The organism is Cutibacterium sp. LaCa_89 (genome assembly GCF_058177555.1).
Genome location: NZ_CP190889.1, coordinates 1845717 through 1867735, shown reverse-complemented (window position 1 = coordinate 1867735; position 22019 = coordinate 1845717). Strand labels below are relative to the sequence as shown.

At 60.5% G+C, this 22019-nt stretch carries 20 protein-coding genes and 1 pseudogene; 7 read left to right on the top strand and 14 right to left on the bottom strand.

Annotated elements, in window-relative coordinates; translation table 11 throughout:
- Window positions 1-81 precede the first annotated feature (81 nt).
- Both ACP8LP_RS08595 and ACP8LP_RS08590 read right to left on the bottom strand, forming a co-directional pair.
- Entirely contained in the window at window positions 82-1758 is a 1677-nt protein-coding gene (locus ACP8LP_RS08595; RefSeq protein ID WP_138237682.1) for a phospho-sugar mutase, read from the bottom strand.
- Window positions 1759-1783: 25 nt separating this feature from the next.
- Window positions 1784-2596 carry a purine-nucleoside phosphorylase gene (locus tag ACP8LP_RS08590; RefSeq protein ID WP_484483107.1) on the bottom strand — a complete coding sequence of 271 codons (813 nt, stop codon included), beginning with the start codon at window positions 2594-2596 and terminating at the stop codon, window positions 1784-1786.
- Between the two features lie 177 nt (window positions 2597-2773).
- Between ACP8LP_RS08590 and ACP8LP_RS08585 the strand changes: the two genes are divergently transcribed.
- Entirely contained in the window at window positions 2774-4153 is a 1380-nt protein-coding gene (locus ACP8LP_RS08585; protein WP_063279514.1) for an NAD(P)H-quinone dehydrogenase, read from the top strand.
- Between the two features lie 88 nt (window positions 4154-4241).
- On the opposite strand, the gene ACP8LP_RS08580 is transcribed toward ACP8LP_RS08585, so the two are convergent.
- Window positions 4242-4964, bottom strand: coding sequence for a hypothetical protein (locus tag ACP8LP_RS08580; RefSeq protein ID WP_171023531.1), 723 nt, complete (start codon window positions 4962-4964; stop codon window positions 4242-4244).
- Window positions 4965-5020: 56 nt separating this feature from the next.
- Window positions 5021-6790 carry an acetyl/propionyl/methylcrotonyl-CoA carboxylase subunit alpha gene (locus tag ACP8LP_RS08575; RefSeq protein ID WP_063279512.1) on the bottom strand — a complete coding sequence of 590 codons (1770 nt, stop codon included), beginning with the start codon at window positions 6788-6790 and terminating at the stop codon, window positions 5021-5023.
- A gap of 258 nt (window positions 6791-7048) precedes the next feature.
- On the opposite strand from ACP8LP_RS08575, the gene ACP8LP_RS08570 reads away from it, so the two are divergent.
- Together ACP8LP_RS08570 and ACP8LP_RS08565 are read left to right on the top strand one after the other, a co-directional pair.
- Window positions 7049-7567: an NUDIX hydrolase gene (locus tag ACP8LP_RS08570; protein WP_279187126.1), complete on the top strand. Its 519-nt coding sequence runs from the start codon at window positions 7049-7051 to the stop codon at window positions 7565-7567.
- Complete coding sequence (locus ACP8LP_RS08565; RefSeq protein WP_484483106.1) at window positions 7564-8562, top strand: magnesium transporter CorA family protein; 999 nt, start codon at window positions 7564-7566, stop codon at window positions 8560-8562. Before ACP8LP_RS08570 ends, ACP8LP_RS08565 begins: the two co-directional genes overlap by 4 nt.
- Window positions 8563-9159: 597 nt before the next feature.
- Here ACP8LP_RS08565 and ACP8LP_RS08560 read toward each other — a convergent pair.
- Window positions 9160-9894: a DeoR/GlpR family DNA-binding transcription regulator gene (locus ACP8LP_RS08560; RefSeq protein WP_484483105.1), complete on the bottom strand. Its 735-nt coding sequence runs from the start codon at window positions 9892-9894 to the stop codon at window positions 9160-9162.
- A gap of 204 nt (window positions 9895-10098) precedes the next feature.
- Here ACP8LP_RS08560 and ACP8LP_RS08555 point away from each other — a divergent pair, with 204 nt between their 5' ends.
- The 3 genes and pseudogenes from ACP8LP_RS08555 to ACP8LP_RS08545 all read left to right on the top strand — a co-directional run.
- Complete coding sequence (locus tag ACP8LP_RS08555; protein WP_484483372.1) at window positions 10099-10689, top strand: HAD family hydrolase; 591 nt, start codon at window positions 10099-10101, stop codon at window positions 10687-10689.
- Window positions 10690-11041: 352 nt separating this feature from the next.
- Window positions 11042-11383 (top strand): hypothetical protein, encoded by a 342-nt coding sequence (locus ACP8LP_RS08550; protein ID WP_435917775.1) that lies wholly within the window; start codon window positions 11042-11044, stop codon window positions 11381-11383.
- A 168-nt stretch (window positions 11384-11551) separates the two neighbouring features.
- A pseudogene (locus ACP8LP_RS08545) lies at window positions 11552-12456 on the top strand (DDE-type integrase/transposase/recombinase); the annotation flags it as partial.
- 298 nt (window positions 12457-12754) lie between these two features.
- Here ACP8LP_RS08545 and ACP8LP_RS08540 read toward each other — a convergent pair.
- From ACP8LP_RS08540 to ACP8LP_RS08500, 9 genes are all read right to left on the bottom strand, one after another.
- Entirely contained in the window at window positions 12755-13867 is a 1113-nt protein-coding gene (locus ACP8LP_RS08540) for an MFS transporter (protein WP_484483104.1), read from the bottom strand.
- 44 nt (window positions 13868-13911) lie between these two features.
- Entirely contained in the window at window positions 13912-14907 is a 996-nt protein-coding gene (locus ACP8LP_RS08535; protein WP_484483103.1) for a GHMP family kinase ATP-binding protein, read from the bottom strand.
- Window positions 14907-15476: an SIS domain-containing protein gene (locus tag ACP8LP_RS08530; protein WP_484483102.1), complete on the bottom strand. Its 570-nt coding sequence runs from the start codon at window positions 15474-15476 to the stop codon at window positions 14907-14909. The genes ACP8LP_RS08535 and ACP8LP_RS08530 overlap by 1 nt, the downstream gene beginning before the upstream one ends.
- Window positions 15469-16770: an HAD-IIIA family hydrolase gene (locus ACP8LP_RS08525; protein WP_484483101.1), complete on the bottom strand. Its 1302-nt coding sequence runs from the start codon at window positions 16768-16770 to the stop codon at window positions 15469-15471. The genes ACP8LP_RS08530 and ACP8LP_RS08525 overlap by 8 nt, the downstream gene beginning before the upstream one ends.
- Complete coding sequence (locus ACP8LP_RS08520; protein ID WP_484483100.1) at window positions 16757-18643, bottom strand: TIM barrel protein; 1887 nt, start codon at window positions 18641-18643, stop codon at window positions 16757-16759. Before ACP8LP_RS08520 ends, ACP8LP_RS08525 begins: the two co-directional genes overlap by 14 nt.
- Window positions 18640-19446, bottom strand: coding sequence for a GDP-mannose 4,6-dehydratase (locus ACP8LP_RS08515; protein WP_484483099.1), 807 nt, complete (start codon window positions 19444-19446; stop codon window positions 18640-18642). The genes ACP8LP_RS08520 and ACP8LP_RS08515 overlap by 4 nt, the downstream gene beginning before the upstream one ends.
- Window positions 19443-20744: an ISL3 family transposase gene (locus ACP8LP_RS08510; protein ID WP_221268287.1), complete on the bottom strand. Its 1302-nt coding sequence runs from the start codon at window positions 20742-20744 to the stop codon at window positions 19443-19445. The genes ACP8LP_RS08515 and ACP8LP_RS08510 overlap by 4 nt, the downstream gene beginning before the upstream one ends.
- 82 nt (window positions 20745-20826) lie before the next feature.
- Complete coding sequence (locus tag ACP8LP_RS08505; protein WP_484483098.1) at window positions 20827-21024, bottom strand: GDP-mannose 4,6-dehydratase; 198 nt, start codon at window positions 21022-21024, stop codon at window positions 20827-20829.
- Window positions 21025-21030: 6 nt separating this feature from the next.
- Window positions 21031-21468 (bottom strand): VOC family protein, encoded by a 438-nt coding sequence (locus tag ACP8LP_RS08500; RefSeq protein WP_484483097.1) that lies wholly within the window; start codon window positions 21466-21468, stop codon window positions 21031-21033.
- A gap of 247 nt (window positions 21469-21715) precedes the next feature.
- On the opposite strand from ACP8LP_RS08500, the gene ACP8LP_RS08495 reads away from it, so the two are divergent.
- Window positions 21716-21985: a hypothetical protein gene (locus ACP8LP_RS08495; protein WP_484483096.1), complete on the top strand. Its 270-nt coding sequence runs from the start codon at window positions 21716-21718 to the stop codon at window positions 21983-21985.
- Window positions 21986-22019: the final 34 nt, after the last annotated feature.

The following is a 22019-nucleotide window of genomic DNA, read 5'->3' as shown; positions in this document are numbered from 1 at the left end:
ATGGCTGATCCGGACGGGGAGGCCGCCCCGGACTCGATTCGGGGCGGCGACACTGGGTCGGAATTCCTTGTCAGAATCGCGTCAGATCCCGAGCGCCTTGGCCATCTCCCCGCGCAGGGCGACCATTTCGGCGTCCAGCTTGGACTTGGCAGCCGGCAGGTCGGTCGACGACTCCTCAGGAGTTGCCCGCACCTCGAGGTAACACTTGAGCTTGGGCTCGGTGCCGGAGGGACGAGCAACGACGTGGACGCGAGGTCCAGCCAGCTCGATGGCGTTCTGCTGGGGCAGCCCGGACCCATTGCTGGGGTCGTCGAGGTCGCAGACGTCGACGGGGTCGCCCAGCAGGGTGGCCGGAGGCTGGCTGCGCAGACGGTCCATGGCGTCGGAGATGATCGACATGTCGGTGACGCGCACGGCCAGCTGACTGGTGCGGTGCAGACCATGGGTGGCCCAGATCTCGTCGAGCCGCTCCGAGATCGTGGTGCCGGAGGCCTTGAGCTCACCCACCAGACGCATGATCGTCGCCAGGGCAGTGATGCCGTCCTTGTCCGGCACATGGGAGGGGTCGCAGCAGTAGCCGATGGCCTCCTCATAACCGAAGACGAGGCCGGGAACGCGGCCAATCCACTTGAAACCGGTCAGGGTCATCCGGTGCTCGCGTCCTGCTGCCTTGGCCATGCGTCCCAGACAGGTCGACGAGACCACCGAATTGGCGTAGACCCCGTCCAGACCACGACGCAGGGCATCGTCACCCAGCAGGGTTCCGAGCTCGTCACCGGTGAGCATCCGCCAGTCACCGTCGATGACGGCGGCAACGGCACAACGGTCGGCGTCAGGGTCAGAGGCGATGACGACGTCAGCGTCATGTTTGCGAGCCTGGGCGATGGCCAGGTCGATGGCGCCCGGCTCCTCGGGGTTCGGGAAGGCCACGGTGGGGAAGTCCGGGTCTGGGTCGAGCTGCTCAGCGACACCGACGAACTCCGGCAGACCGGCCGTCTCGACGAGGTGACGCACGACGCGGGTTCCGACACCGTGCATGGCGGTGTAGACCCAGGTGACGTCCGGATTGGCCGTGGTCAGTTCGGCAGCACGGGCGACGTAGGCGTCGATGAGTTCGTCGCCGATGAGCTCGATGTCGTCACCACGCGGGATCGCCCCGACAGGATCGGCCGACACGACCTCGATCTCGTGGGCGATCTCGGTGTCGGTGGGAGGCACGATCTGGGAGCCGTCGCCCAGGTACACCTTGTAGCCGTTGTCGGCCGGCGGGTTGTGGGAGGCGGTCACCATGACGCCGGCAACTGCGCCGTAATGCTTGATGGCGAAGGCGGTTACCGGGGTCGGGATGGGGGAGTCGGCCAGCAGGGCGTGGAACCCGGCCCCCGCCATGATCTCGGCTGTGTCGCGGGCGAAGACGTCGGAGTTGTGCCGGGCATCGAAGCCGATGATCACCGACCCCTCCTTCTCGCCGTGGGCACGCAGCCAGGCTGCGAATCCGGCAGCTGCATGCTGGACGACGACTCTGTTCATCCGGGACGGTCCGGGTCCGAGAGCGGCACGCAGGCCAGCGGTACCGAAGGTCAACGGGCCGGAGAAGGCCGACTCAACGGCCGCGACGGCCTCGGAGTCACCGTGCTGGGCACGGGTGAGCAGGTCGGACAGTTCGGTGCGGGTGGCCTCATCAGGGTCCTGGTCGAGCCAGGACTGAACCTGGGTGACGAGCTCGGGGGACAGCCCCTCGGATTGTGTGGTGGTCATGGTTCCTCGATGGGTGTGGGGTGGATCAGATGGCAGCCGTGATGTCAGCGAGCAGACCCGCCAGCCGGGGGGCGGCCTCCTTACCGGCGGCAATGACCTCGGCGTGGTCCAGCGGGGCGTCGGTGACACCAGCAGCGTGATTGGTGACCAGGGACAGGCCGAGCAGGTCGAGTCCGGCTTCCCGGGCGGCGATGGCCTCAAGTGCGGTCGACATGCCGACGAGGTCGGCGCCGATGGTGCGAGCCATGCGTACCTCGGCAGGAGTCTCGTACTGGGGGCCGCGGAACTGGGCGTAGACGCCGGTCGGGGTGCCTGGGGCGACCTTCTCGACGACCTCGAGCAGTGTCGGGGTCCATGCCCTCGACATGTCGATGAAAGTGGCGCCACGCAGCGGGGTGGCACCTGTGAGGTTGATGTGGTCGCGAATGGCGACGACGGTTCCCGGGCCCCAGGACGGGTCGAGGCCTCCGCAGCCATTGGTGAGGATCATCGTGCTGGCGCCAAGAGCCGCGGCGGTGCGCACTCCATGGACAACCGGTTCGACTCCACGTCCCTCGTAGAAGTGGGTGCGTCCGGTCAGAACGACGGCGGTCCTGCCGGTGGGCAGCTTGACAGCAACCAGGTCGCCGCCATGCCCGGCAACGACCGGTGTCGAGAATCCAGGCAGTTCGCCGAGCGGGATCCGTCCAATCATCTCGCCAAGGCGATCAACTCCGGCGGACCAGCCCGAGCCGAGCACGAGGCCCACATCGACGCTGATGAGCGAGAGGCGGGAACGGATGGCATCGGCAGCATCGCGGGCGATGGCCTGGGGATCGGTGAAATCCGGTGTCGTCATGGGGTCAACCCTAGAGGTTTTCGCCGATCCGGGCGCGCGAACCCCCGGCCCATTCGCAGCCGTCTTCCGAGTCCGGAGGAGCAGCGTCGATACGTGTGTTGGAGCAACCTCATTGTCGGGGCAAGCAATTTCTCTCGATGTCAACAGAAATCTCGCCATGGCTGAAAGAATGCGGCCATGACGTCCATGGTGATCATTGGAGCTGGGCCCGGGGGCTATGAGGCCGCCAACGTAGCGGCGGCAGGTGGCGTTGACGTCACCGTCGTGGAAGAAACCGGCATCGGAGGAGCTGCCGTCCTCACCGACTGTGTTCCCTCGAAAACCCTCATTGCCACTGCCGAGGTCACCGCGGCCCTGCGGCGCGCACCCGAGCTCGGCCTTCGCCAGACCCACAAGTTCGAGGTCGATCTCGACGCCGTCAATTCCCGCGTACGCCGTCTGGCTCAGGCCCAGTCCGACGACATTGGTCGAGGCCTGGAGCGCAAGGGAGTGCGCCTCGTCAGTGGTCGTGCCCGTCTGGCCGCGGGTGCCCCGGGCCACCTGCACCGGGTCATCATCAATGATGACGAGATCATCGACGCCGACATCGTCCTGCTCGCCACCGGCACGACCCCGCGTGAGCTCCCGGCGGCTCGCTGCGACGGGGACCGCATCCTCACCTGGAAGCAGGTGTACTCGATGACGGAGATCCCCGAGCACCTCGTCGTAGTGGGATCGGGTGTGACAGGTGCTGAGTTCGCGTCGGCCTACGACTCATTGGGATGCCGGGTGACCCTGGTGTCCTCGCGTGACCAGGTGCTCCCCGGCGAGGACCCCGACGCAGCTCGTGTGTTGCAGCAGGTCTTCGAGTCTCGCGGCATGCAGATCCTGTCCCGCTCTCGCGCGGTCTCTGCGGTGCGTGACGGTGATGGTGTCGTTGTCGGTCTCGAGGACGGCCGGACCGTGCGCGGATCCCACGTTCTGATGGCCGTCGGGTCAACGCCGAACAGCTCGGACCTCGGCTTGGAGGAGGTCGGTGTTGCCGTCGGTCCGCGTGGTCACATCACCGTTGACAAGGTCTCGCGCACCAGTGTGCCGGGCATCTATGCTGCCGGAGACTGCACCGGTGTCTTCGCCCTGGCATCCGTGGCAGCCATGCAGGGGCGCATCGCCGTGTGGCATGCCCTGGGCCAGGCCCTCCAGCCCCTCGACCTGTCCTTGGTGTGCTCGAATGTCTTCACCTCTCCCGAGATCGCCACGGTGGGTGTGACGCAGACCGACGTCGACTCCGGAAAGGTCCAGGCCCGATCCACCCGACTCGACCTGTCGACTAACCCGAGGGCCAAGATGCAGGGAATCCAAGACGGTTTCGTCAAGCTCTTCTGCCGTCCTGCCACCGGCAACATCATTGGTGGCGTCGTCGTCTCCCCGCGGGCCAGCGAACTCATCCATCCGATCTCGGTCGCGGTGGGCGAGCGGATCCCCGTCGACGCCTTCCAGCACGACTTCACCGTCTACCCGTCCCTGTCGGGATCGGTGTCAGAGGCTGCCCGACGGTTGCAGAACTTTGTGGAGTGACGTCGTGGTGTGAACCTGCCACGAGACACACCGTGAGAAGGCCCCCTCGACGAATCGTCGAGGGGGCCTTCTGGGGGTCGACAACGGATCAGAAGTCGTCAAAGAGGGCTGAGAAGAGCCCCAGACCAACAAGGCCGAGACCACCGACGGCCAGTCCGCTGATGACTGGGTCGGACTCATACCGGCGGTAGTAGCCCTGCACCCACGGCGCGTAGTCCGGGCCAGCCTGCCAGTAGGGCAGCTGGGCGCCATTGACGTCGACGGTGCGGATCCACGGGGAGCGCCCCTGCTGGATGCGCTGGGCGTCGGCGGCGCAGGCCGGAACCTTGCGCGCGACTCCGCCGTCGGGGGAGTACATGACGTCAGTGGTCGACGGGCCGTGAGCCGGGTCGAAGAAGCACGGCGGACGCACCTCGGGAATCGGCTCGCCATTGGCGCGGGCCTGCACGCAGGCGATGGAGTGACGACCCTCCTCGAGGGTCTCGGTGACGAGCGGGATCGAGCGGGTGCCCTTGTCCTGGGCCATGAGTGTCTTGGCGCGGTCGTAGCAGTCCAAGGCCGTGTTCCAGTCCTTGCGACCCTCGGCCGACACCTCCTTGCCGATCATCTCCATGTCGAGATCGCGCAGGGCCTCGCCAAAGGTGGTGACGTCCTCCTCAGTCTCCTGGCGCATCTGCGAGACCTTGGCCTCGATGGCTTTGGCGCGTCGGGCCTCCATCTCGCGGGACTGACGCTGGGCACGCATCAGTGATGCCGTCGTTGCCACAAGCCCCACGAAGAACAGCAGGAAGAGCAGGAGGTCACCGGACATGATCACCAGAATGCTCTCTGAAATGGACACTCACAAGAAAAATCACGCTGCAAACCTCACTCATCGACGATCTCACAGATGACCTCGCCCGAGGCGACCGTCGAGCCGACCGTGGCATTGAGGTCACGGATGACGCCTGAGCGATGGGCGGCCAGAGGCTGCTCCATCTTCATGGCTTCCATGACGACGATCTGGTCGCCCTCGTTGACCTGCTCGCCCTCGACGACATTGACCTTGACGATGGTTCCCTGCATCGGGGATGCCACCGAGGTGCCGGTTGCCGCAGTGTGACGTCCCGCGCGGTTGCGACGGGTGGGGCGACGAGACTTCGTGCTGGGGGCCTGACGGGCGCCGTGCAGGGATGCCGGGATGCGCACCTCGACCCGCTTGCCGTTGACCTCCACGACAACCTCGTGAGGGGGCTCGGTGTCGGCGGACTCCCCCAAAGATCCGGTGTAGGGCTCGATCTTGTTGTCGAACTCGGTCTCGATCCAGTCGGTGAAAACGCCGAAGTGACCGTCGGTTGCGGTGAAGGCAGGGTCCTTGACGACCGCACGGTGGAAGGGGACGACAGTCGGCATACCGTCGATGACGATCTCGTCGAGGGCCCGGGCGGCGCGGGCCAGAGCCTGCTCGCGGGAGTCCCCCGTGACGATGAGCTTTCCGACGAGGGAGTCGAAGGCTCCCGGAACAGTCATGCCGGAGTGGTAGCCCTCGTCAACGCGGATACCGGGGCCACACGGCGGCTGCCACGAGGTCAGGGTGCCAGGCGCAGGCATGAACCCCATGCCGGGATCCTCGGCGTTGATGCGGAACTCGAAGGAGTGGCCGCGCAGTTTCGGATCCTCGGGCTCGAGGTGGCCGCCCTGGGCCACGTGGAACATCATCTGCACCAGGTCGACTCCGGCAACCTCCTCGGAGACCGGGTGCTCCACCTGCAGACGGGTGTTGACCTCGAGGAAGCTGATGGTCCCGTCCAGGCCGACGAGGAATTCGCAGGTTCCGGCACCGACATATCCGGCCTCCTTGAGGATGGCTCGGGAGGACTCGTAGAGACGGGTCAGCTGCTCGTCACTGAGGAACGGCGCCGGGGCCTCCTCGACGAGCTTCTGGTGGCGACGTTGCAGGGAGCAGTCACGGGTCGAGATGATCTGCACGGTGCCGTACTGGTCGGCGACGCACTGGGTCTCGACGTGACGCGGCTTGTCGAGGTAGCGCTCCACGAAACACTCGCCGCGTCCGAAAGCAGTGACGGCCTCGCGCACCGCAGACTCGTAGAGATGGATGACCTCGTCCATCGAGCGGGCGACCTTGAGGCCGCGACCGCCGCCTCCGAAGGCGGCCTTGATGGCGATCGGCAGGCCGTGTTCCTTGGCAAACTCGACGACCTCCTCCGGGCCGTTGACCGGGTCGGCGGTGCCGGGAACGAGCGGGGCGCCGACCTTCTGGGCGATGTGACGGGCCTGAACCTTGTCGCCGAGGGCCCGAATGGCCTCCGGCGGCGGGCCGATCCAGACGAACCCGGCGTCGATGACAGCCTGGGCGAAGTCGGCGTTCTCGGAGAGGAACCCGTACCCGGGGTGGATCGCGTCGACCTCGGCCCGACGGGCAATGTCGAGGATCTTGTCCACGTCAAGGTAGGTCTGAGCAGGGGTCACACCGTTGAGGGCGAAGGCTTCGTCGGCAAGCTTGACGAACAAACCCTCGGAGTCGGAGTCCGCGTAGACAGCCACGCTCGTAATACCGGCGTCCTCGGCGGCACGGATGACGCGCACCGCGATCTCGCCACGGTTTGCGACGAGTACCCGCTTGATGGTCCTGTCCACGGTTCCTCCGATCGGCTCTCGGGGCGGGTGCCCCTCACGGTGAGTCTAAAGGGTCAGCGTTCGTCCATGGTCACTGTCCACGTCTTCTGGCTCCGAAAGTGCCGTATCGACGTCGCGTGGTACACCCGGAAGATCCGATGGCAACGGCCAGGTGTGGTGGCAGCTCCTGCTCGGATTACCGGGATTGCCATCGCGAATGCGCCGCGAGGCTGTCGTGGATCTGGGACCACGGCTCACTCGGCCGCTAGCCTGACGGTCATGGCGACACCGCAGTTCATCGTGGACCTCAGACGTCACATCGGTCATGACCCGTTGTGGCTGTCCGGTAGTAGTGCGGTCGTGCTGCGCCAGGGGCCACGCGGACCCCAGGTTCTGCTCGTCAAACGTGCCGACACCGGAGCATGGACACCGGTCTGCGGAATCATCGAGCCGGGGGAGAGACCTGACGAGGCCATCCTTCGAGAGATTCGGGAAGAGACCGGGGTGACGGCGGAGATCGTCCGCCTGGTCCGTGTCAATGTCGCGGCCCCCATCATCTACCCCAATGGCGACCGCTGCCAGTTCCTCGATCACGACTTCCTGTGCCGATGGATCAGCGGGCAGCCGCGAGTGGGTGACGACGAGTCCAGTCAGACCGGTTTCTTCGACGTCGACGACCTGCCCGAGATGGCCCCGCGTCATCGCCGTCGCATCGAGACCGCGTTGCACTCGTCTGGCCACGTCATCTTCAGCTCGGATGGGGATGACGACGGCGCTCTACGTGAGGAGACCCCATGAGTCTTTCCCAACTCTCCTCCCGGGTGTGGCAGCACGGGAAGGTCGTTGCCGAATCAGTCCCCCTGGAAACTCTGAGCGACGAACTCGCTAACGATCAGACGCTGAGTTGGTATGACCTCACCGCTCCCGATCGCGAGGACATCGACACCCTTGCCGACGAACTCGATCTGGAGTTCCACACCGTCGAGGATGCCGAGGCCCCCGGCGAGCGTCCGAAGGTCACCCGCTATCCCGACCATCTCTTCCTGACGACCTACGCCGCGACGATCGGCGAGACGAATGACCCCAACAGTCGCCTCATCGTGTCACGGGTCTCGGTGTGGGTGTTCGAACATGGCGTCGTCAGTGTCCATCGCGACGACCTGCCCGAGGTCAAGGAGATGCTCAACCGCCTCGACGCCAACCCTGATCTGGTCTCGAACGGCCCGATGGGCATCGTTCATGCCATTCTCGACGTCCTCGTGGACGGTCATTTCGACACCGTCCAGCACCTGGACGACGTCGTGGAGCTCGTCGAGGATCAACTCTTCGACGACTCGATCGACACCCAGAAAGTGCAGTTGCGGGTGTATCGGCTGCGCAAGGAGTTGGTGCAGTTTCGTCGAGTCGTGCTCCCGATGCGCGAGATCGTCTCGACGATCAGCCGTCCGAGCAGGGAAGCCGTGGCTGTTCCCCGGGTCCTTGAGCCGTACTTCAACGATCTGTACGACCACTCCATGCGCGTCTCGGAATGGTCCGATTCCCTGCGGGACCTCGTCGCGACGATCTTCGAGACCAATCTGTCCATCCAGGACGCCAAACTCAACACCGTCATGAAGAAGTTGGCAGGGTGGGCTGCCATCATCGCCGTCCCGACCCTCATCACGGGGTGGTTCGGACAGAACGTTCCCTTCCTGGGTGATGGCCGACCGTTGGGGTTGTGGATCTCGGTCGGGCTCATCATCGTGTCGAGCCTCGTGCTGTACCTGGTTTTCCGTAAGGAAGACTGGATCTGAGGAGACCAATAGGCGCCTGACAGTGCAGAACTCTTGTCCTCAGATTGCATCAATTGGGTAAGGCCGCTTACCGTATCGGCACATGTGAGACGCCCCGCGGCCGGACAGATCGTGCTGGCCGCCGACGACAAGCTCGCGGCCTACGCGCAGAGTGCGGTGAACGACATCCTCGACGGCTTGATTCCCAGTCGGCTCGGTTCTGCCGCCCATGTCTGGCCAGCGGCCAGCGGGGGCTGCATGTGCCCTCCTGCAGGGTTCTCGACTTTGCCCGCCCGGTCGACACGTCGGCGTGGTCGACCGGGGCCCTCGCGCACCCGTGGTTGTCACGGTCTCGGAGAATGAAGGGCTACTAGTGGGTAATTCCTAACCCGGTGTGCACTCAAAAGGGAGCCTGACCCGGTTCTCCGAACACTGATTCTGAGGTGATGGTGGCCTCAGGGAAGGAGCTCGTGATGCCTGTTGCGAAGTCGCCGGAGTTCCGGCGTCGTGCCCTGGAACTGGCCGACCATCGCGAGCCGGTGCGAAGAACCTGGCCGGATCGGGTCCTGTAAGGGATTCTCTAACTAGCCGAGAAGCGCGCTTTCGCTGGGGCTGGTCTCAGGCGGCGATATGGATCGTGGCTCCTGCCACGCGGAAGGCTTCTAGGGCCGCGTCAGGTGCGTCTGGGGTGGTGACGAGATCGTCGATGTCGTCGATCTGCCCGAATCGGAAACTGGAAGTTCTGGACAGTTTGTCGCCTGTGACGGCCAGGATAGTGCGGTTCGTGGAGTGAAGGATGGCTCGTTTCACTTGGGCGTCCTGGTGGGTGGTTACGGTGAGGCCAGTGCCGGGTGCCGCGGAGCACGCGCCCACGACGGCGATATCGGCGCGGAATCCGTCCAGGGCCTGAAGGCATGAGGCGGCTTCGTAACGGAGGCTCTCCGCCATGACTGTGCCACCTGGTGTGGCGACCGTGGCTGTCCCGGTAGCGGCGAGGGGCAGGGCTGCACGCAACGAGAGACACAGTGCCGTCACGGGTTGGCCTCGCAGGGCCTCGGCCACGGCCGCCATGGTCGAACCGTTGTCGATCACCACCGCCATGTCGTCATCAACCAGATCTGCGACGGCATGGGCGATGGAAGCCTTGCCCCCCGCGTTCTCGGCAGCTCGCAGTGAGTACGGCATCGGTGCTCCCCGCAATGCCACCGCCACGGCCCCACCGTGGACCTTGCGGAGTTGCCCGTGGCCTTCCAGGTCAGTGAGGTCGCGCCGGATCGTCGCCGGGGACGCCCCTGTGAGTTCGACGAGTGACTCGACGGAGATCGGGAACGGGCCCAGCGCCCTGATGATCATTCTCTGACGAAATACTCGTTGCACATGATTATTTCATCATAGATGCTGAAGGCATGACACATCTGTGGAACCGAATCTGGGCCGTACTCACCACACGTGGGATGACTGTCACGGCGAGCGTGTGCCGCCAGTTGAACGGTCAGGCAGGGGATGGCCATGGCGCGTGACGCACTGCTCACCGGGATCCGGGCGGTTCTGCTCGACATGGACGGAACGTTGGTGGATTCCACCGAAGCCGTGGAGTCCATCTGGACCGCATGGTCACGTCGCAACGGCATCGTTCCTGCCGATGTGTTGGCCTACTGCCATGGCAGGGACGTGGCCTCAACGGTCACGCACTTCCTGCCCCAACTGTGCCAGGAAGAGGTCCGGGCGATGGTCGCCGACCAGCTCGATGCCGAATGCACACAGCTGGACACCGTGAGATCAGTCACTGGAGGCCACGAGCTTGTCGGTTGGCTCGAAGGCCGCTCGATGGCATGGGGCGTCGTCACCAACGCCCCCCGTCGGCTCGCCCTCGCCCGGCTCGGCGCAGCGGGCTTTGCTCCGTCCCTGTTGGTCGCGTTCGAAGACGTCGAGCACGGTAAACCAGCCCCCGACGGGTACATCCAGGGCAGCCAGCGTTGTGGGGCCGTTCCTGCCCAGACTCTGGCCGTCGAGGACTCCGAGCCGGGCCTTGCAGCAGCACGCGCTGCCGGGACGGTCGTCGCGGCCGTGGGAGGACGCACCGACGCCGACCTGGTGTGCCACGACCTCCACGACCTGCGCAACCGACTCACTGGAGCCATCCAGTGACAGCACTGAGACTCCACCGGCCGTGAATGTCCGCGTCTTGCAAGCTCTCGGCGAGGAGGCAGTGCTGAACAGGCACCACACCAGCGAGCCTTCGCCGCGGCAAGGGGCAGAACGATGGCCGCTGAGCATCGTGCTGATGCCACCACCTGAAGCCAGTCAGGCACTGGACTCCCTGACCCAGACAGCGGTGGATCTGGCCGACCCCACACACCTCCGCAGCGGTGCCCAAGGTTGCGCACACATCACAATCAGAGCCTTGGAAAACCGGCGACCCGTACCACCTGGAGATCCCCTCGCTATGAGGTGTGCGCGCGCGTTGGACCGAGCCTGTGCCCAGCACCCTCCCCTCACGATGAGACTCGAACAACTCGTGCTGACACCCGGTGGCGTCCTCGCCGTCCTTGATCCGACCGGCGGGGATGCAGACCAGTTCCGAACGCATACCCTCGGCCGCGAACTCGGTCCCGACGCCCACAGAGAAGGACCCATCAGTCAGCGAGACCTCTGGTACGCATCACTGCTCCATTTCCGCGGACCAATTCTCCAACCCCACGAGCTGGTCACCTGGGTCCGATCGCATCCAACTTCCACCGCATGGACCTTCCCAAAGGCGACCCTGTGCACCTACCGAACTACCACAACCGCCATGCTCCCCAACACCATCCACACGGCAGCCTTCCGACAAGTGTTATGACCGCGCTGGTCGAGTTGGTGGCACGGCCGCCTTGGTGCGGTCATCAAGCGCCCCAACCCGTAGGTTTCAGAGTGTCCTACAAACGGTGTAAGTGGCTCCGGGCCATGCCCCCGGGCTGTGGGAATGTGGAATCCAGCATGGGCTGAAGGAAACGAGATGATCAGGACCATGGCCAGGAAGAACTACTCGATGAAGTTTTCGTCAGCCGGCCGTTGACTTGTACGAGACCACCCTGGACGCGACGTTGAAGCAGGTCGCCGCTGACCTGCGTCGTCCGGGGAACGTTCGCGTTGTGGGTCGAGGACGTGGGCAACGGGGTGCGGACGAACAACGCGACGGCCGCGGCGGTCGCTGGGGAGTCGATGGCGGCGCGGCGCGCCCGGTTGGAGGCCGAGAACGCGCGGTTGCGCGCTGACAAGGCCAAGGTGGAGACCGAGCGCGACATCCCGCGTAAGGCGGCCAAATATTTCGTCGGGGAGACGAACTGGTGAACCGCTTCCAGTTCGTCACCGACCACCAGGCCACCCATTCGGTGAAGCGGTTGTGCCACGTGCTGGAGCTGTCCCGCTCTGCGTTCTACACCTGGCAGAAAGCAGCCCCCGCCTGCCAGCAGCGCTGGAGCCGACGAGCAGTTCGGCGATCTATTGATGCGGGACTTCACCGCCACCGCGTCGAACCAGCGCTACGTCGGTGACATCACTTACCTGCTGCTGGCCGGTGGTGGGAACCCGTATCTGCCCAGCCATCGACTGCTACCCCCGCAAACTGGCAGACTAGACCGTCGCGGACAACATGCGCACCGAACTGGTCGAAGACGCGCTGAAAGCCGCCTGCGCGGAGCGCGGCAGCATCAGTGGCGCGATCTTCCACAGCGATCACGGGTCAGTCGACACGTCGATGACCTACGTCACATTCTGCCGGACACTGGGTGTGGCCCAGTTCATGGATGCTGTCGGGACGAACTCGGACCACACAGTCTAACCGAGTCATTCAACGCCAGCCTAAAACGCGAACTCTTCACTGGAAACTCCACGTTCGCGGAACCGGAGTTGCGTCGCCGCCAAGTGCTCCGCTAGATCAGCCGCTACAACACCCGCCGTCGTCACTCCTGCTGCCGCTACCTGTCCTCGATCCGGGGCGAAGGCCCGCTGCAGCGGCGCAGCGATGGTCTGGACGGACGTTCCGGTTTCGGTCAACGTGGCGGCCGGCACGGATGCTCCTCAGAGCGGTCATCTTGACGTCATTTTGCCGTCCGCAAGCCCACTATGGTCACCTTCCACAGTCCATCTCCTCATCAACCCCTCGGGTGTCATAATCGAGAGACTAGGTGCTGCGTACCGGTTGAGGGGCGCGCCAAGCGCCAATTGAGACTCATCCTGATTCCACGTCCAAAGCGCGAGCGAACGGCAGCGAGACCAATAGGAAAATGGCCACTAACCCCAATGCGCATAAGATTCCGAGCCTGCTGGCCAGAAATCCAAACACTGGTGGCGCTAAAAAGAAAGCGGCGTACGCGAAAGAGGAAACAATCCCCACTGAGCGGGTTCCAAAATGTCCGGCGGCCGACATGCAGAGCGGGAAAGCGATACCAATGCCAAGACCCCACAGACATGCACCAATGAGCACACAGGAGACCGATGTACCACGCGTAAATACTATCAAACCGACAATCCCTAAAAGGAATGTGATAAAGAAACTCCTACTCGGCCCGCATCGATCGGTCAATCCATCTCCGATTATCCGGACCACCAGCATTCCAGCTAGGAACGCACCATAACAAACGGCCCCAAACCATGATGCGTAACTATGCCCCTCCACAACACCGATTCCCAGCCAGTCATTTCCGACGCCTTCCCCTACGGCGGCGGCAACGATTAGCAGACATATTGCCCAAACACCAGAAATCCCCCTCACGTATCGCCGTCCATCAGGGGTTGGCTCGCGTTCGCTTGCCGAGTCGATCACGAGAGGCAAGGCGTTGCTTGACACGATACAGGCTGATACGAGGCAGACTGCTGTCGCTACAAAGCACGGCAGGATTCCGAGATCGAGACGGATTTCAAGTGCAGCGAAGAGTGCGCCCAATATGGCGCCCGCGCTGTACGCTGCATGGAACCTTGACATGGATGAACCTTCATGTTGGGAACCAAACCATGCAGCCTCAACATTCATGGAACCATCCCAAATACCGAAACCGGCGCCGATGCAAAGTATCGCACATGCCGAGATCAAGGTACTCGCATCAGTAATCCCAACAGCTAACAATATAATACCAGAATTACCTAAGATACAGCCGAAACGCGTGATACACCGCGCGCCAAAATGCAACACTAAAGCGTTTAGCCACGGCAAGCTGCACACGGCACCTAGGCCAGCCAGCATGATCAACCAACCGACCTGCCAGCTCGAATATTCTAACGCTGATTTGAGCAGGTAGAGTCTTGCTGACCATGACGCGCTACCAAAGCCATTAGCCGCGAACACGCCTAATATTCCGAGTCGCAATCTGCTGTCTCTACCCCTGCCCATCATGCAGCAGCACCTCTCGCCCAACTGCCCCTGCCATCAAATCCGCAAGGGAGACGCTTATAGAAACTTAACTCCTTGAGAACACTGGATCGCTTTTCTGGTGTGACTAGCAATAAAACATATCCTCCTCCCCCAGCTCCTAGCAGCTTTCCCCCAAGGGCGCCGGCATCCAGACCTTGGCCAAGAATCGTGTCTGCGGCTTCCGTGCAAATAAGTGGAGAAAGCTTCTTCTTCATTTCCCAGCTCTCGGTGCATAGGCGGGCTAGAGCAGAAAAGTCATTTCGATCAATTGCAATAAGGGATTCAGATACACACGTTAACATTTGATCCAACTGCTGTAAGCCAGAGCAGCTCGGCATACGCGCCACTTGATCTCTTAAAACGTTATCTGCCCTCCGGGTTCCACCCGTGTAATAAAGCAACGAACTGGCTAGCTGCTTTGGCAGCCACATCCCACCAACAAGACGCTGTTCGATACTATTTCCCCGCCGGAAGAAATACTCTCTTGTTCCACCGAAAGTAGCAGCAGCCTGGTCCTGCATGCCCACTCTCTCGCCAGCAAACTCACGTTCAACTAGGTAGGAGTCAATTGCCAATTGCTCTTTGGATGTATCCCTTTCGAGAAGACAGTGAAGTGCTGCCAGCATACCGACCGTGAAGCTGCTCGAAGCCCCCAAACCACAGCCCTGTCTCGGCAAATCAGAATGACTGCTAATCTTCAAGCCAACCCCGGAGGGGAACCTCGCTACTTCTAGACTTCCCCTAATTCGCAAATCTGCGACGGACTCACGTTCCTCATGATGAATAATTCCAGAACTATCAACATAAGAGATGAGTCCGTTATCAGCGACTTCGACGCGAATATGAACTCGTCGACTTGCTGCGGTGCTGATAACATGCCCATAGGGGCGTTCATTGAAGTACTCCGGCAGATCAGTTCCGCCACCAAAAAGACTTACTCGAACTGGAGTTGAGCTCATCGCTGACTGGAGCATCAAATACCCCCAAGGTAAGCGAGCAACATGCTATGAACCAGCGATAGATGCACGTCTTCCACAACCTGCATGTTATGGCTATGAATATGAACAGAGGCATCCGAAATTTCCAGGAGCCGACCGCCATCAAACCCTATGAAGGACACCACGCGACCGCCGCTCTTATGCACAAGTTCGGCAGCTCGCACGACATTCTCCGAATTGCCGCTTCCGGAAATTGCCACAAGCACATCTTTGTCTTCGAAATAGCCTGAAAGTTGATAAGCGAACACTTCCTCATATGAGATGTCATTCGCAATGGCGGTAAGAGAGGGTGTGTTGTCAGCAAGGCAGAACATTCTAAATTTGCCATTTCCTGTTCGGGCGCCTTTATTGAAGTCTGTGACCATATGTGACGCTGTGCTGGAGCTACCACCATTGCCGATAACATATACTCGGTGCCCACTGGATATGGTATCGATCAACAGGCCGAGGCAAACCTCGATGGACCGTAAGTCAAGATTATTCAGGATTTCAATTTCATCTCTGTAATACTGCTTTAAAATGGGCTTGAAGTTATACTCATCCATAATCCATCCAACTTCCTAATAGCGCCGTAATGGCAGATTGGATATGACGTGCAGTGTCATAGGGATCTCGGTTGAGATCGGTCCGTAGGAATTTCATGTGCCGGATGTCCGCCACCGTGGCATCCCTATCTGTGTCGCCGATCATGAAGCAGTCCTGAAGCTGTAGGTGGTGTCTAACAGCTAGTCTGTCGACCATTCTTGGGCCCGGCTTACGACAGGCGCAGCTCCTTTTGAGTTCAGGATTCTCACCTGCAAAACCCCGATCAGGATGATGTAGGCACAGTTCCACGTCGTCCAGTCGTGCTCCGCTCTCTGTGGCCAAGAGGTACTCAAAGTGGTCTTCCAAATCCCAGACATCTGCCGGAGAGATGAATCCTTTCGCTGCAGCTGGCTGATTGCTCGCAAGGAAGACCCTAATTCCTACTTCATTCGCTGCCCTGATGGCTGGGGCGACGCCTGGGGCCACCTCCAAGTTCTCACGTTTCACAACCTCCCCCGGGTAGGGGCAGAGGGTCATGTCCCGATCCAGAATCACAGCGCCCGCTCCACCAAACCGCCTTCTACGGTTGGGCACGTGATTCGCCAGATCTCGGCGGACCTTACTCAGTCTGGTTGGAGTTCCCATGTCCACCACATATTCTGCTGTGTGATAGCAACCGACGCGTCCCTGAGCAACCAAGGGATCTAAGATGTCGCGTTCAAAGGAGCGTACCGTGCGAGATTGGTCGCACAGGGCGGAGCGACTGACCGCGTAAATTCCTGCCAATGTTCGGTTCCCCACGGTCACCGCACGATCAGTGCCCCGCAATTCAAGCTTCTGGACGGTTCCATGGGTATCAGCGGATAGACTATCAGAGTCGTTCGGATGGTCGCTGGAGTGTGTGACGGCGGTAATCTCCCACTCAGACGCAAGATGAAAGTCGGCCAGATTTCGCAGATCACAATCGAAAGCGACATCGCCGAAGATGAGAAAGAATTCTTCGGATAGCTGATGTCTACAAGCAATCAACGATCCACCTGTTCCCAAGGGTGAGCTCTCAGTAGCGAGATTGATGTGGATTCCCGGAAACTGTCGTTCTAGGGTAGACGCGTAAGCTGCAATCATTTCACTTCGAAACCCAGCAAGCAGGAAAAATCTCCTGACCCCCTCCCGATACAAGATGCCCACTTGATGTTTGAGAACAGTCATTCCTGAGATGTCGATCTCAGCCAAGGCCTTGGGCTTACCAGGATTTGAGGCTTCTAATCGAGTCCCCTTTCCACCGCACAATATTACGGCGTCAGCTATGTTCATTCGAGGCTCCTAGGTCCGCCAATTTCTCGTGGGCCATAGCAAAGGCTGAGCCACCCGCGAGATGTCCGTTAAAGATCTCTGGCGTCCAACTCCGCAGCCTATCCCTAAGGATCTTTTGCACATCTTTCCAAGGAATATCACCGGCCCCTACTTGATAACCCTCACCATCAACGCCGCGGGCATCCGAAAAGTGCACATGGGAAACGCTTGGAGCTAGAGTTCGCACGTAGTCGAGATACGGGTACGAAGAGGCGTTACAGTAAAGGAATGCGTGGCAGAGATCCAAACACAGCTGGTAACCTAATGAATTCGCGAAATCAAGGATTTGGCGGCAGTCCAAGAATGCGTTAGTATGACCCCGGTGCGGTCGCCAATCATCACCCAAAATATTCCAAGCATACGGCGTCATATTTTCGATAAGGGGTGCTATTTCTGTGAGATTTAGTTCTTCGAGAGATTGGGCGAATCGATCAATATATCCTTGGTCGTCGTTCAGTCGCGGCTCTAATGTTAGCGCTCCCGCGTGAAAAACTACGGGCACCGGGTAGTCGGCATTTTTAAAGCTCTTATGAATCGCTCTAACGTTATCTAGCGCCCTGCGCGTGTGTTCTACCGAAAACCTTCGCAATTCGTCATCGTGAGACGACAGATCGAGAAGGGTTCCCTCGGCTGCGATGGGAGCGTGAACGTACATTTCAAGATCTGAAGCTGCACGGACCTGATCAGCTTCTTCAAGGCGGATCTGCGTTGACGGTAGGTGGAGCTCGACGTAATCATAAGGATAAGCATCGGTCATCATCACAAAATCCGAGATCACGGCGGGTACTCCACGCTTGACATGTGGGTGAGCCGTGGGTGCCATAAATTTAGGAGAACTGGATTCATTAAAGTCGCCCAAGGACATGTCGCTGGGCTTGACGAATCGGCCGCTCGAGACTGTTTTCGCGGGGCCGTTCTGAAACAACCTCTGCGTCTCTGGACCGCAGATGCCTTTGGGCGGGATCCTCATATCAACCTCGTGCTCCGTAGGGGGGATGCCTTTTGCGATTGACTGGATCGCGAAAGGGGATCTGCCCATCAGCCCTTGAGCTAGCATCTCCCCACGTGTCTGGATCTTGATCCCCGCAGCTGATTTCGCGATCTCATCAATAGTCGCGCGTTCAGATAAAAGGTCCATGAGATGCCAAGAACCTGAGTGGATATCACCAGCAGCCTGGTCACAGTGAACATGAAGAGAGAGGACAATCGGGTTGTAGGCAGCGGCTGTGTAGAGAGTAGTGCGACGATTGTCGTTGCTGGTATATCCTACGTTAAATCCACTCTCTTTCAGGCGTTGCAGTGCGCCAATTGCTAGAGAGTCTAGCGGCGGTGGGTACATAGAACTGCCATGGAGAATTATGTCGCTATCGCTGATAGAATACCCGCGGAGCAGTTCGATCGCGTCGCTTTCAGAGAACCCCGCGGTGGATAGATACGTTGGGGTTCCTGAACGAAGTGCAGCTTGGACTAGGGGCACATCATCGAAAATTATCCCAGAGATGTAGATCCCATCGGGGCTGAGTTCGAGGACTCTTTCCAACGAAGCGCGGGATAGGGGGGTAATGATGAAGGGGAGCTGTAGCGCACGGCAGTGCTCTCGCAACGTCGCAAGGTCGTCAAACTGCAACCGGGGTCGGACCAACGGGTTACTTTGTGGAAATCGGCCCATCAAAGATTTAGTTGGGTCGATGGAATCTGGGTCAGCGATGTACTCGAGACGGACGGCCGCGTTACCGATTGCAGCAATGCGGCCTGCTTGTCGTTTGGCGTAGATGAAGTCTTTTCCTGAGCTGCAGGAGATATCAAGGATGTACTGGAGTGCATTCTGTTTCATGAACTCACTCCGACGCGGTTACGCCAATACTGAAGCATCTCTTGCATTGTCTGTTCGAATGGGATCTCAGGGATCCATCCGGTTGCTTTTCTAAATTTTTCACTTGACGGAATTTGCCGCGTAACATCCGAGGGGCGCTCAAGTTTTGGGTCGTGGCGAACCGTGAAGCTGGTACCTGCAACCTGCTGGAATTTACTCACAAGTTCTCCGATTGTCATGGTTGCGTCACCCGCGATGTTGTAAAATTCCCCGGCGGGGCACTCTGTGGCCATAATCCAGTAGCCTCTGACCATGTCCCGAACGTCCAGAAATGTGCGGATTGATTCAGTGTTTCCGATCTCGATCGAATCTTTTTTTCCGGTTTCGCATAGAGCGATCTGCCGTGCAATGGTGGGTGCAACGAAGACGGACTTGCTTCGGGGGCCTGTGTGTGTAAAAGACCTGGACCGAACGGTGTGGATGCCGTAAGACTCGTAGTATTGCCTCGCGGTTAGGTCTTCTGCAACCTTGCTGATCCCGTATGGACTCTGCGGTCGAAATCGCGTTCTCTCATCGATGGGTAGCTCTTCGAGGGGTACCTCACCATACACCTCAGATGAGGTGCAAATGAACACCCGAGCCGGAGTATTGAGTTTGCGCACGGACTCTAAAAGGCTGACCGTCCCTAGGGCGTTGGCACGAAGGGTTTCATGGGGGGCGAGGAAACTCATTGGCACGTACGATTGGGCAGCAAGATGGAAGATCAGGTCGGGTTGGATCTCGGTGATAGCGCGGTCGAGTGTAAAGGGGCTCTTCCCAATCATCGGTGGAAGGCGGGTCTGAAACCGCCGGTGTCGAGTATTGCCCTTCGGATGTAGTTGGTCAGGTTACGGAACCCGAGAGCGGTCCCGCGGAGGTGCTCGAGCCGTCCGTTGATCGCTTCGGTAGGGCCGTTGCTGGTGCCGGGATGATCGAAGAACGCCAGGACGTCGCTGCGGCGCTTGTTGAGCGTCCTGCCAAGTCTTGCCAACTCGGGCAGAGCCTTGGGGACCCCGTGGGCCAGCGACTCGATGATGCGGGCGAGCGAGGCCTTCCCGGCTGTGGCGTCCTTGCTCCGGTAAGCCGAGACCAGCTGCTGATAGACGCTCCATGTCACCTCGACGCCGACGTGATCATCGCAGGCGAACAGGTCCTCGAGTCGCTCGATCTGTCGTGGTCGGAGCAGATCCAAGCCGGTATGGAGTAGCCGCCGGGCCTGATAGAGCGCATCATGGTTGCGGCCGCGATGCCCATGGACTTCCTGCTGGACCCGCTGTCGGGTCGCGTCCAAAGCGTCTGCGGCGAGCTTGACGACATGGAAAGGGTCCATGACCGTGACCGCATCAGGGATCGCCTCAGCGGCCGCGGTCTTGAACCCAGTAAAGCCGTCCATCGCCACGATCTCGACTCCTTGACGGAAGTCTTGGGACTGCTGATCGAGCCAAGTCCTGAACACTGCCTTGGAGCGCCCGGGAATCATCGCGAGCAGCCGGGACGAACCGCTGCCATCGCGGACCGGTGTGAGGTCGATGATGACCGTGACGTACTTGTCGCCCAGCCGAGTGTGGCGCCAGACATGCTCATCAACACCCAGGACTTCGATCCCGTTCAGACGGCCAGGATGCTCAATGAGCAACTGCTGCCCGGCGTCGAGGATCGCGGTGTTCGCGGTGTCCCAAGCGACCCCGAGCGCCGCCGCTATCCGCGAGATAGAGAGCCGATCCACCACCAGTGCTTCCAGCCCCCAGCAGACCGCGGCACGAGTCATCTTGGCTCGCGGCCCAGCAGCCAACTCCAGGTCGTGACGCCAACAGCAACCACACCCGCGACAGCGATACCTGGGCAGGCGAACCAGCAGCATCGTGGGGCGCCAACCCAACGGAATATGCGCCAACCAACGGTCCACGACCCCATGCCGAACACCCCGACATCCGCAGCGATGGCACCAACTGTCGTCGCTAATCGGGACACACTCAATCACAGCACGACCAGCCTCGAGACGGAGCCCGATCGCCTCCAAGCCGAGGTCGGCCAAGCCGAGGAAGGTAGTCAGATCCGGACGACAGAAGGTAGCGTTGAACACATCGAGGCTCTCGGTATGGACGGGGTAGGAACCTCCATCATCGAGGGCCTCGACCCCTGCCTACAACCTCACCACCCACCGTTCACTGGGATGAGCCGGTAAAGGGATCCCCGAGTTCGAAGTTTCGAAGTTCGATTTTGTCCATGACACTCTTAATGTCTTCAAGAGGACTATTCCAGCGTTTTAGACCGACCACCTCGCACTCCGGGTGCTCGGCGATTATGTACTCGGCTAGGTAGCTGCCAGCGAATCCCGTAATTCCTGTGATTAGTGCTTTCATATTCTCTCATTCCAATGGGGTGTGGTACTGAATAAACTCAATGAGTGTGCCGTCTGGATCGGCAATGAATGCCCAGGTGTGGGTTTCAAGATGCTGTGGAGGAATAATAAAAGGAATGTGTAGATCGTGAAGCCGCGATGCTACGTCGTCGAACGAGGTGACCTTAAAAGCAAGGTGGGTTGGGCCGGTGCTGTGCCAAATTGTGTCTCGACACCGGATGCTGCGCGGATTAATGAACTCGAAGAGTTCAACGCTGAAGCCATTGGCTGCCTGATACTTCCGGAGTCGTGCATCCGGGCTGCTGAGTCGATAAAGTTCGCTGGCCGCCTCTCCGCTCACGTTTTCTTCAGCAACGAGCTTCAAGTCAAAGAGCTTCGAGTACCAATCTCCGGAACTTATGATGTCAGTTACAGTTATGCCGATATGGTCGGGAATGGGGAACATTGGGATTCCCTTCGATGGGTGACTGTGCGCCAGTCGTCGGCGGCACGATCTCTATTTTGGTAGACATTGGCAATCGGCGGGTAGCGTAGCTGACTTCTATGGTCTTTCGGGCGTGAGTTTTGCCCAAATGGATGTTCTGTGGCCATCGGGATTGCATAGGTTAGGTCAATGTGGTAATAGACGAGTGCGTGGACGCGGTTGAGAGATTCATCTGAGTAGAACCGACCCGGTGACCACCGAGTAGCGCATGGGCGCGAACCGCCCCGGGGTGTCTGGAGAGTCGATTCGGTGGAAGGAGCACTTTCAGGCATGTCCGTCAAAGCACTCCCCGCAGTTGCGGGAGCGAGCTGTGCGGGTGGTGTTGGAGCCCGAGAAGGACTACCCACACGGGACAGCGGCCATCAAGTCCGTGGCCAGCATGGTGGGGATCGGTTCTCCCGAACAACTGCGCAAGTGGGTTCTCCAGGCTGAGGTTGACCAGGGCCGCCGCACGTTCACGGTCATGGCCTCGGACTAGACGCCCCGCCCGGCCGACCGGGTCGACCGCGGGT

Excerpts from the sequence above, each read along its gene's own strand:
- ACP8LP_RS08595 (WP_138237682.1), bottom strand. The coding sequence starts at position 1,758 with ATGACCACCACACAATCCGAGGGGCTGTCCCCCGAGCTCGTCACCCAG.
- ACP8LP_RS08590 (WP_484483107.1), bottom strand. The coding sequence starts at position 2,596 with ATGACGACACCGGATTTCACCGATCCCCAGGCCATCGCCCGCGATGCT.
- ACP8LP_RS08585 (WP_063279514.1), top strand. The coding sequence starts at position 2,774 with ATGACGTCCATGGTGATCATTGGAGCTGGGCCCGGGGGCTATGAGGCC.
- ACP8LP_RS08580 (WP_171023531.1), bottom strand. The coding sequence starts at position 4,964 with ATGTCCGGTGACCTCCTGCTCTTCCTGCTGTTCTTCGTGGGGCTTGTG.
- ACP8LP_RS08570 (WP_279187126.1), top strand. The coding sequence starts at position 7,049 with ATGGCGACACCGCAGTTCATCGTGGACCTCAGACGTCACATCGGTCAT.
- ACP8LP_RS08565 (WP_484483106.1), top strand. The coding sequence starts at position 7,564 with ATGAGTCTTTCCCAACTCTCCTCCCGGGTGTGGCAGCACGGGAAGGTC.
- ACP8LP_RS08560 (WP_484483105.1), bottom strand. The coding sequence starts at position 9,894 with ATGATCATCAGGGCGCTGGGCCCGTTCCCGATCTCCGTCGAGTCACTC.
- ACP8LP_RS08555 (WP_484483372.1), top strand. The coding sequence starts at position 10,099 with ATGGACGGAACGTTGGTGGATTCCACCGAAGCCGTGGAGTCCATCTGG.
- ACP8LP_RS08550 (WP_435917775.1), top strand. The coding sequence starts at position 11,042 with ATGAGACTCGAACAACTCGTGCTGACACCCGGTGGCGTCCTCGCCGTC.
- ACP8LP_RS08535 (WP_484483103.1), bottom strand. The coding sequence starts at position 14,907 with ATGCTCCAGTCAGCGATGAGCTCAACTCCAGTTCGAGTAAGTCTTTTT.
- ACP8LP_RS08530 (WP_484483102.1), bottom strand. The coding sequence starts at position 15,476 with ATGGATGAGTATAACTTCAAGCCCATTTTAAAGCAGTATTACAGAGAT.
- ACP8LP_RS08525 (WP_484483101.1), bottom strand. The coding sequence starts at position 16,770 with ATGAACATAGCTGACGCCGTAATATTGTGCGGTGGAAAGGGGACTCGA.
- ACP8LP_RS08520 (WP_484483100.1), bottom strand. The coding sequence starts at position 18,643 with ATGAAACAGAATGCACTCCAGTACATCCTTGATATCTCCTGCAGCTCA.
- ACP8LP_RS08515 (WP_484483099.1), bottom strand. The coding sequence starts at position 19,446 with ATGATTGGGAAGAGCCCCTTTACACTCGACCGCGCTATCACCGAGATC.
- ACP8LP_RS08505 (WP_484483098.1), bottom strand. The coding sequence starts at position 21,024 with ATGAAAGCACTAATCACAGGAATTACGGGATTCGCTGGCAGCTACCTA.
- ACP8LP_RS08500 (WP_484483097.1), bottom strand. The coding sequence starts at position 21,468 with ATGTTCCCCATTCCCGACCATATCGGCATAACTGTAACTGACATCATA.
- ACP8LP_RS08495 (WP_484483096.1), top strand. The coding sequence starts at position 21,716 with ATGGGCGCGAACCGCCCCGGGGTGTCTGGAGAGTCGATTCGGTGGAAG.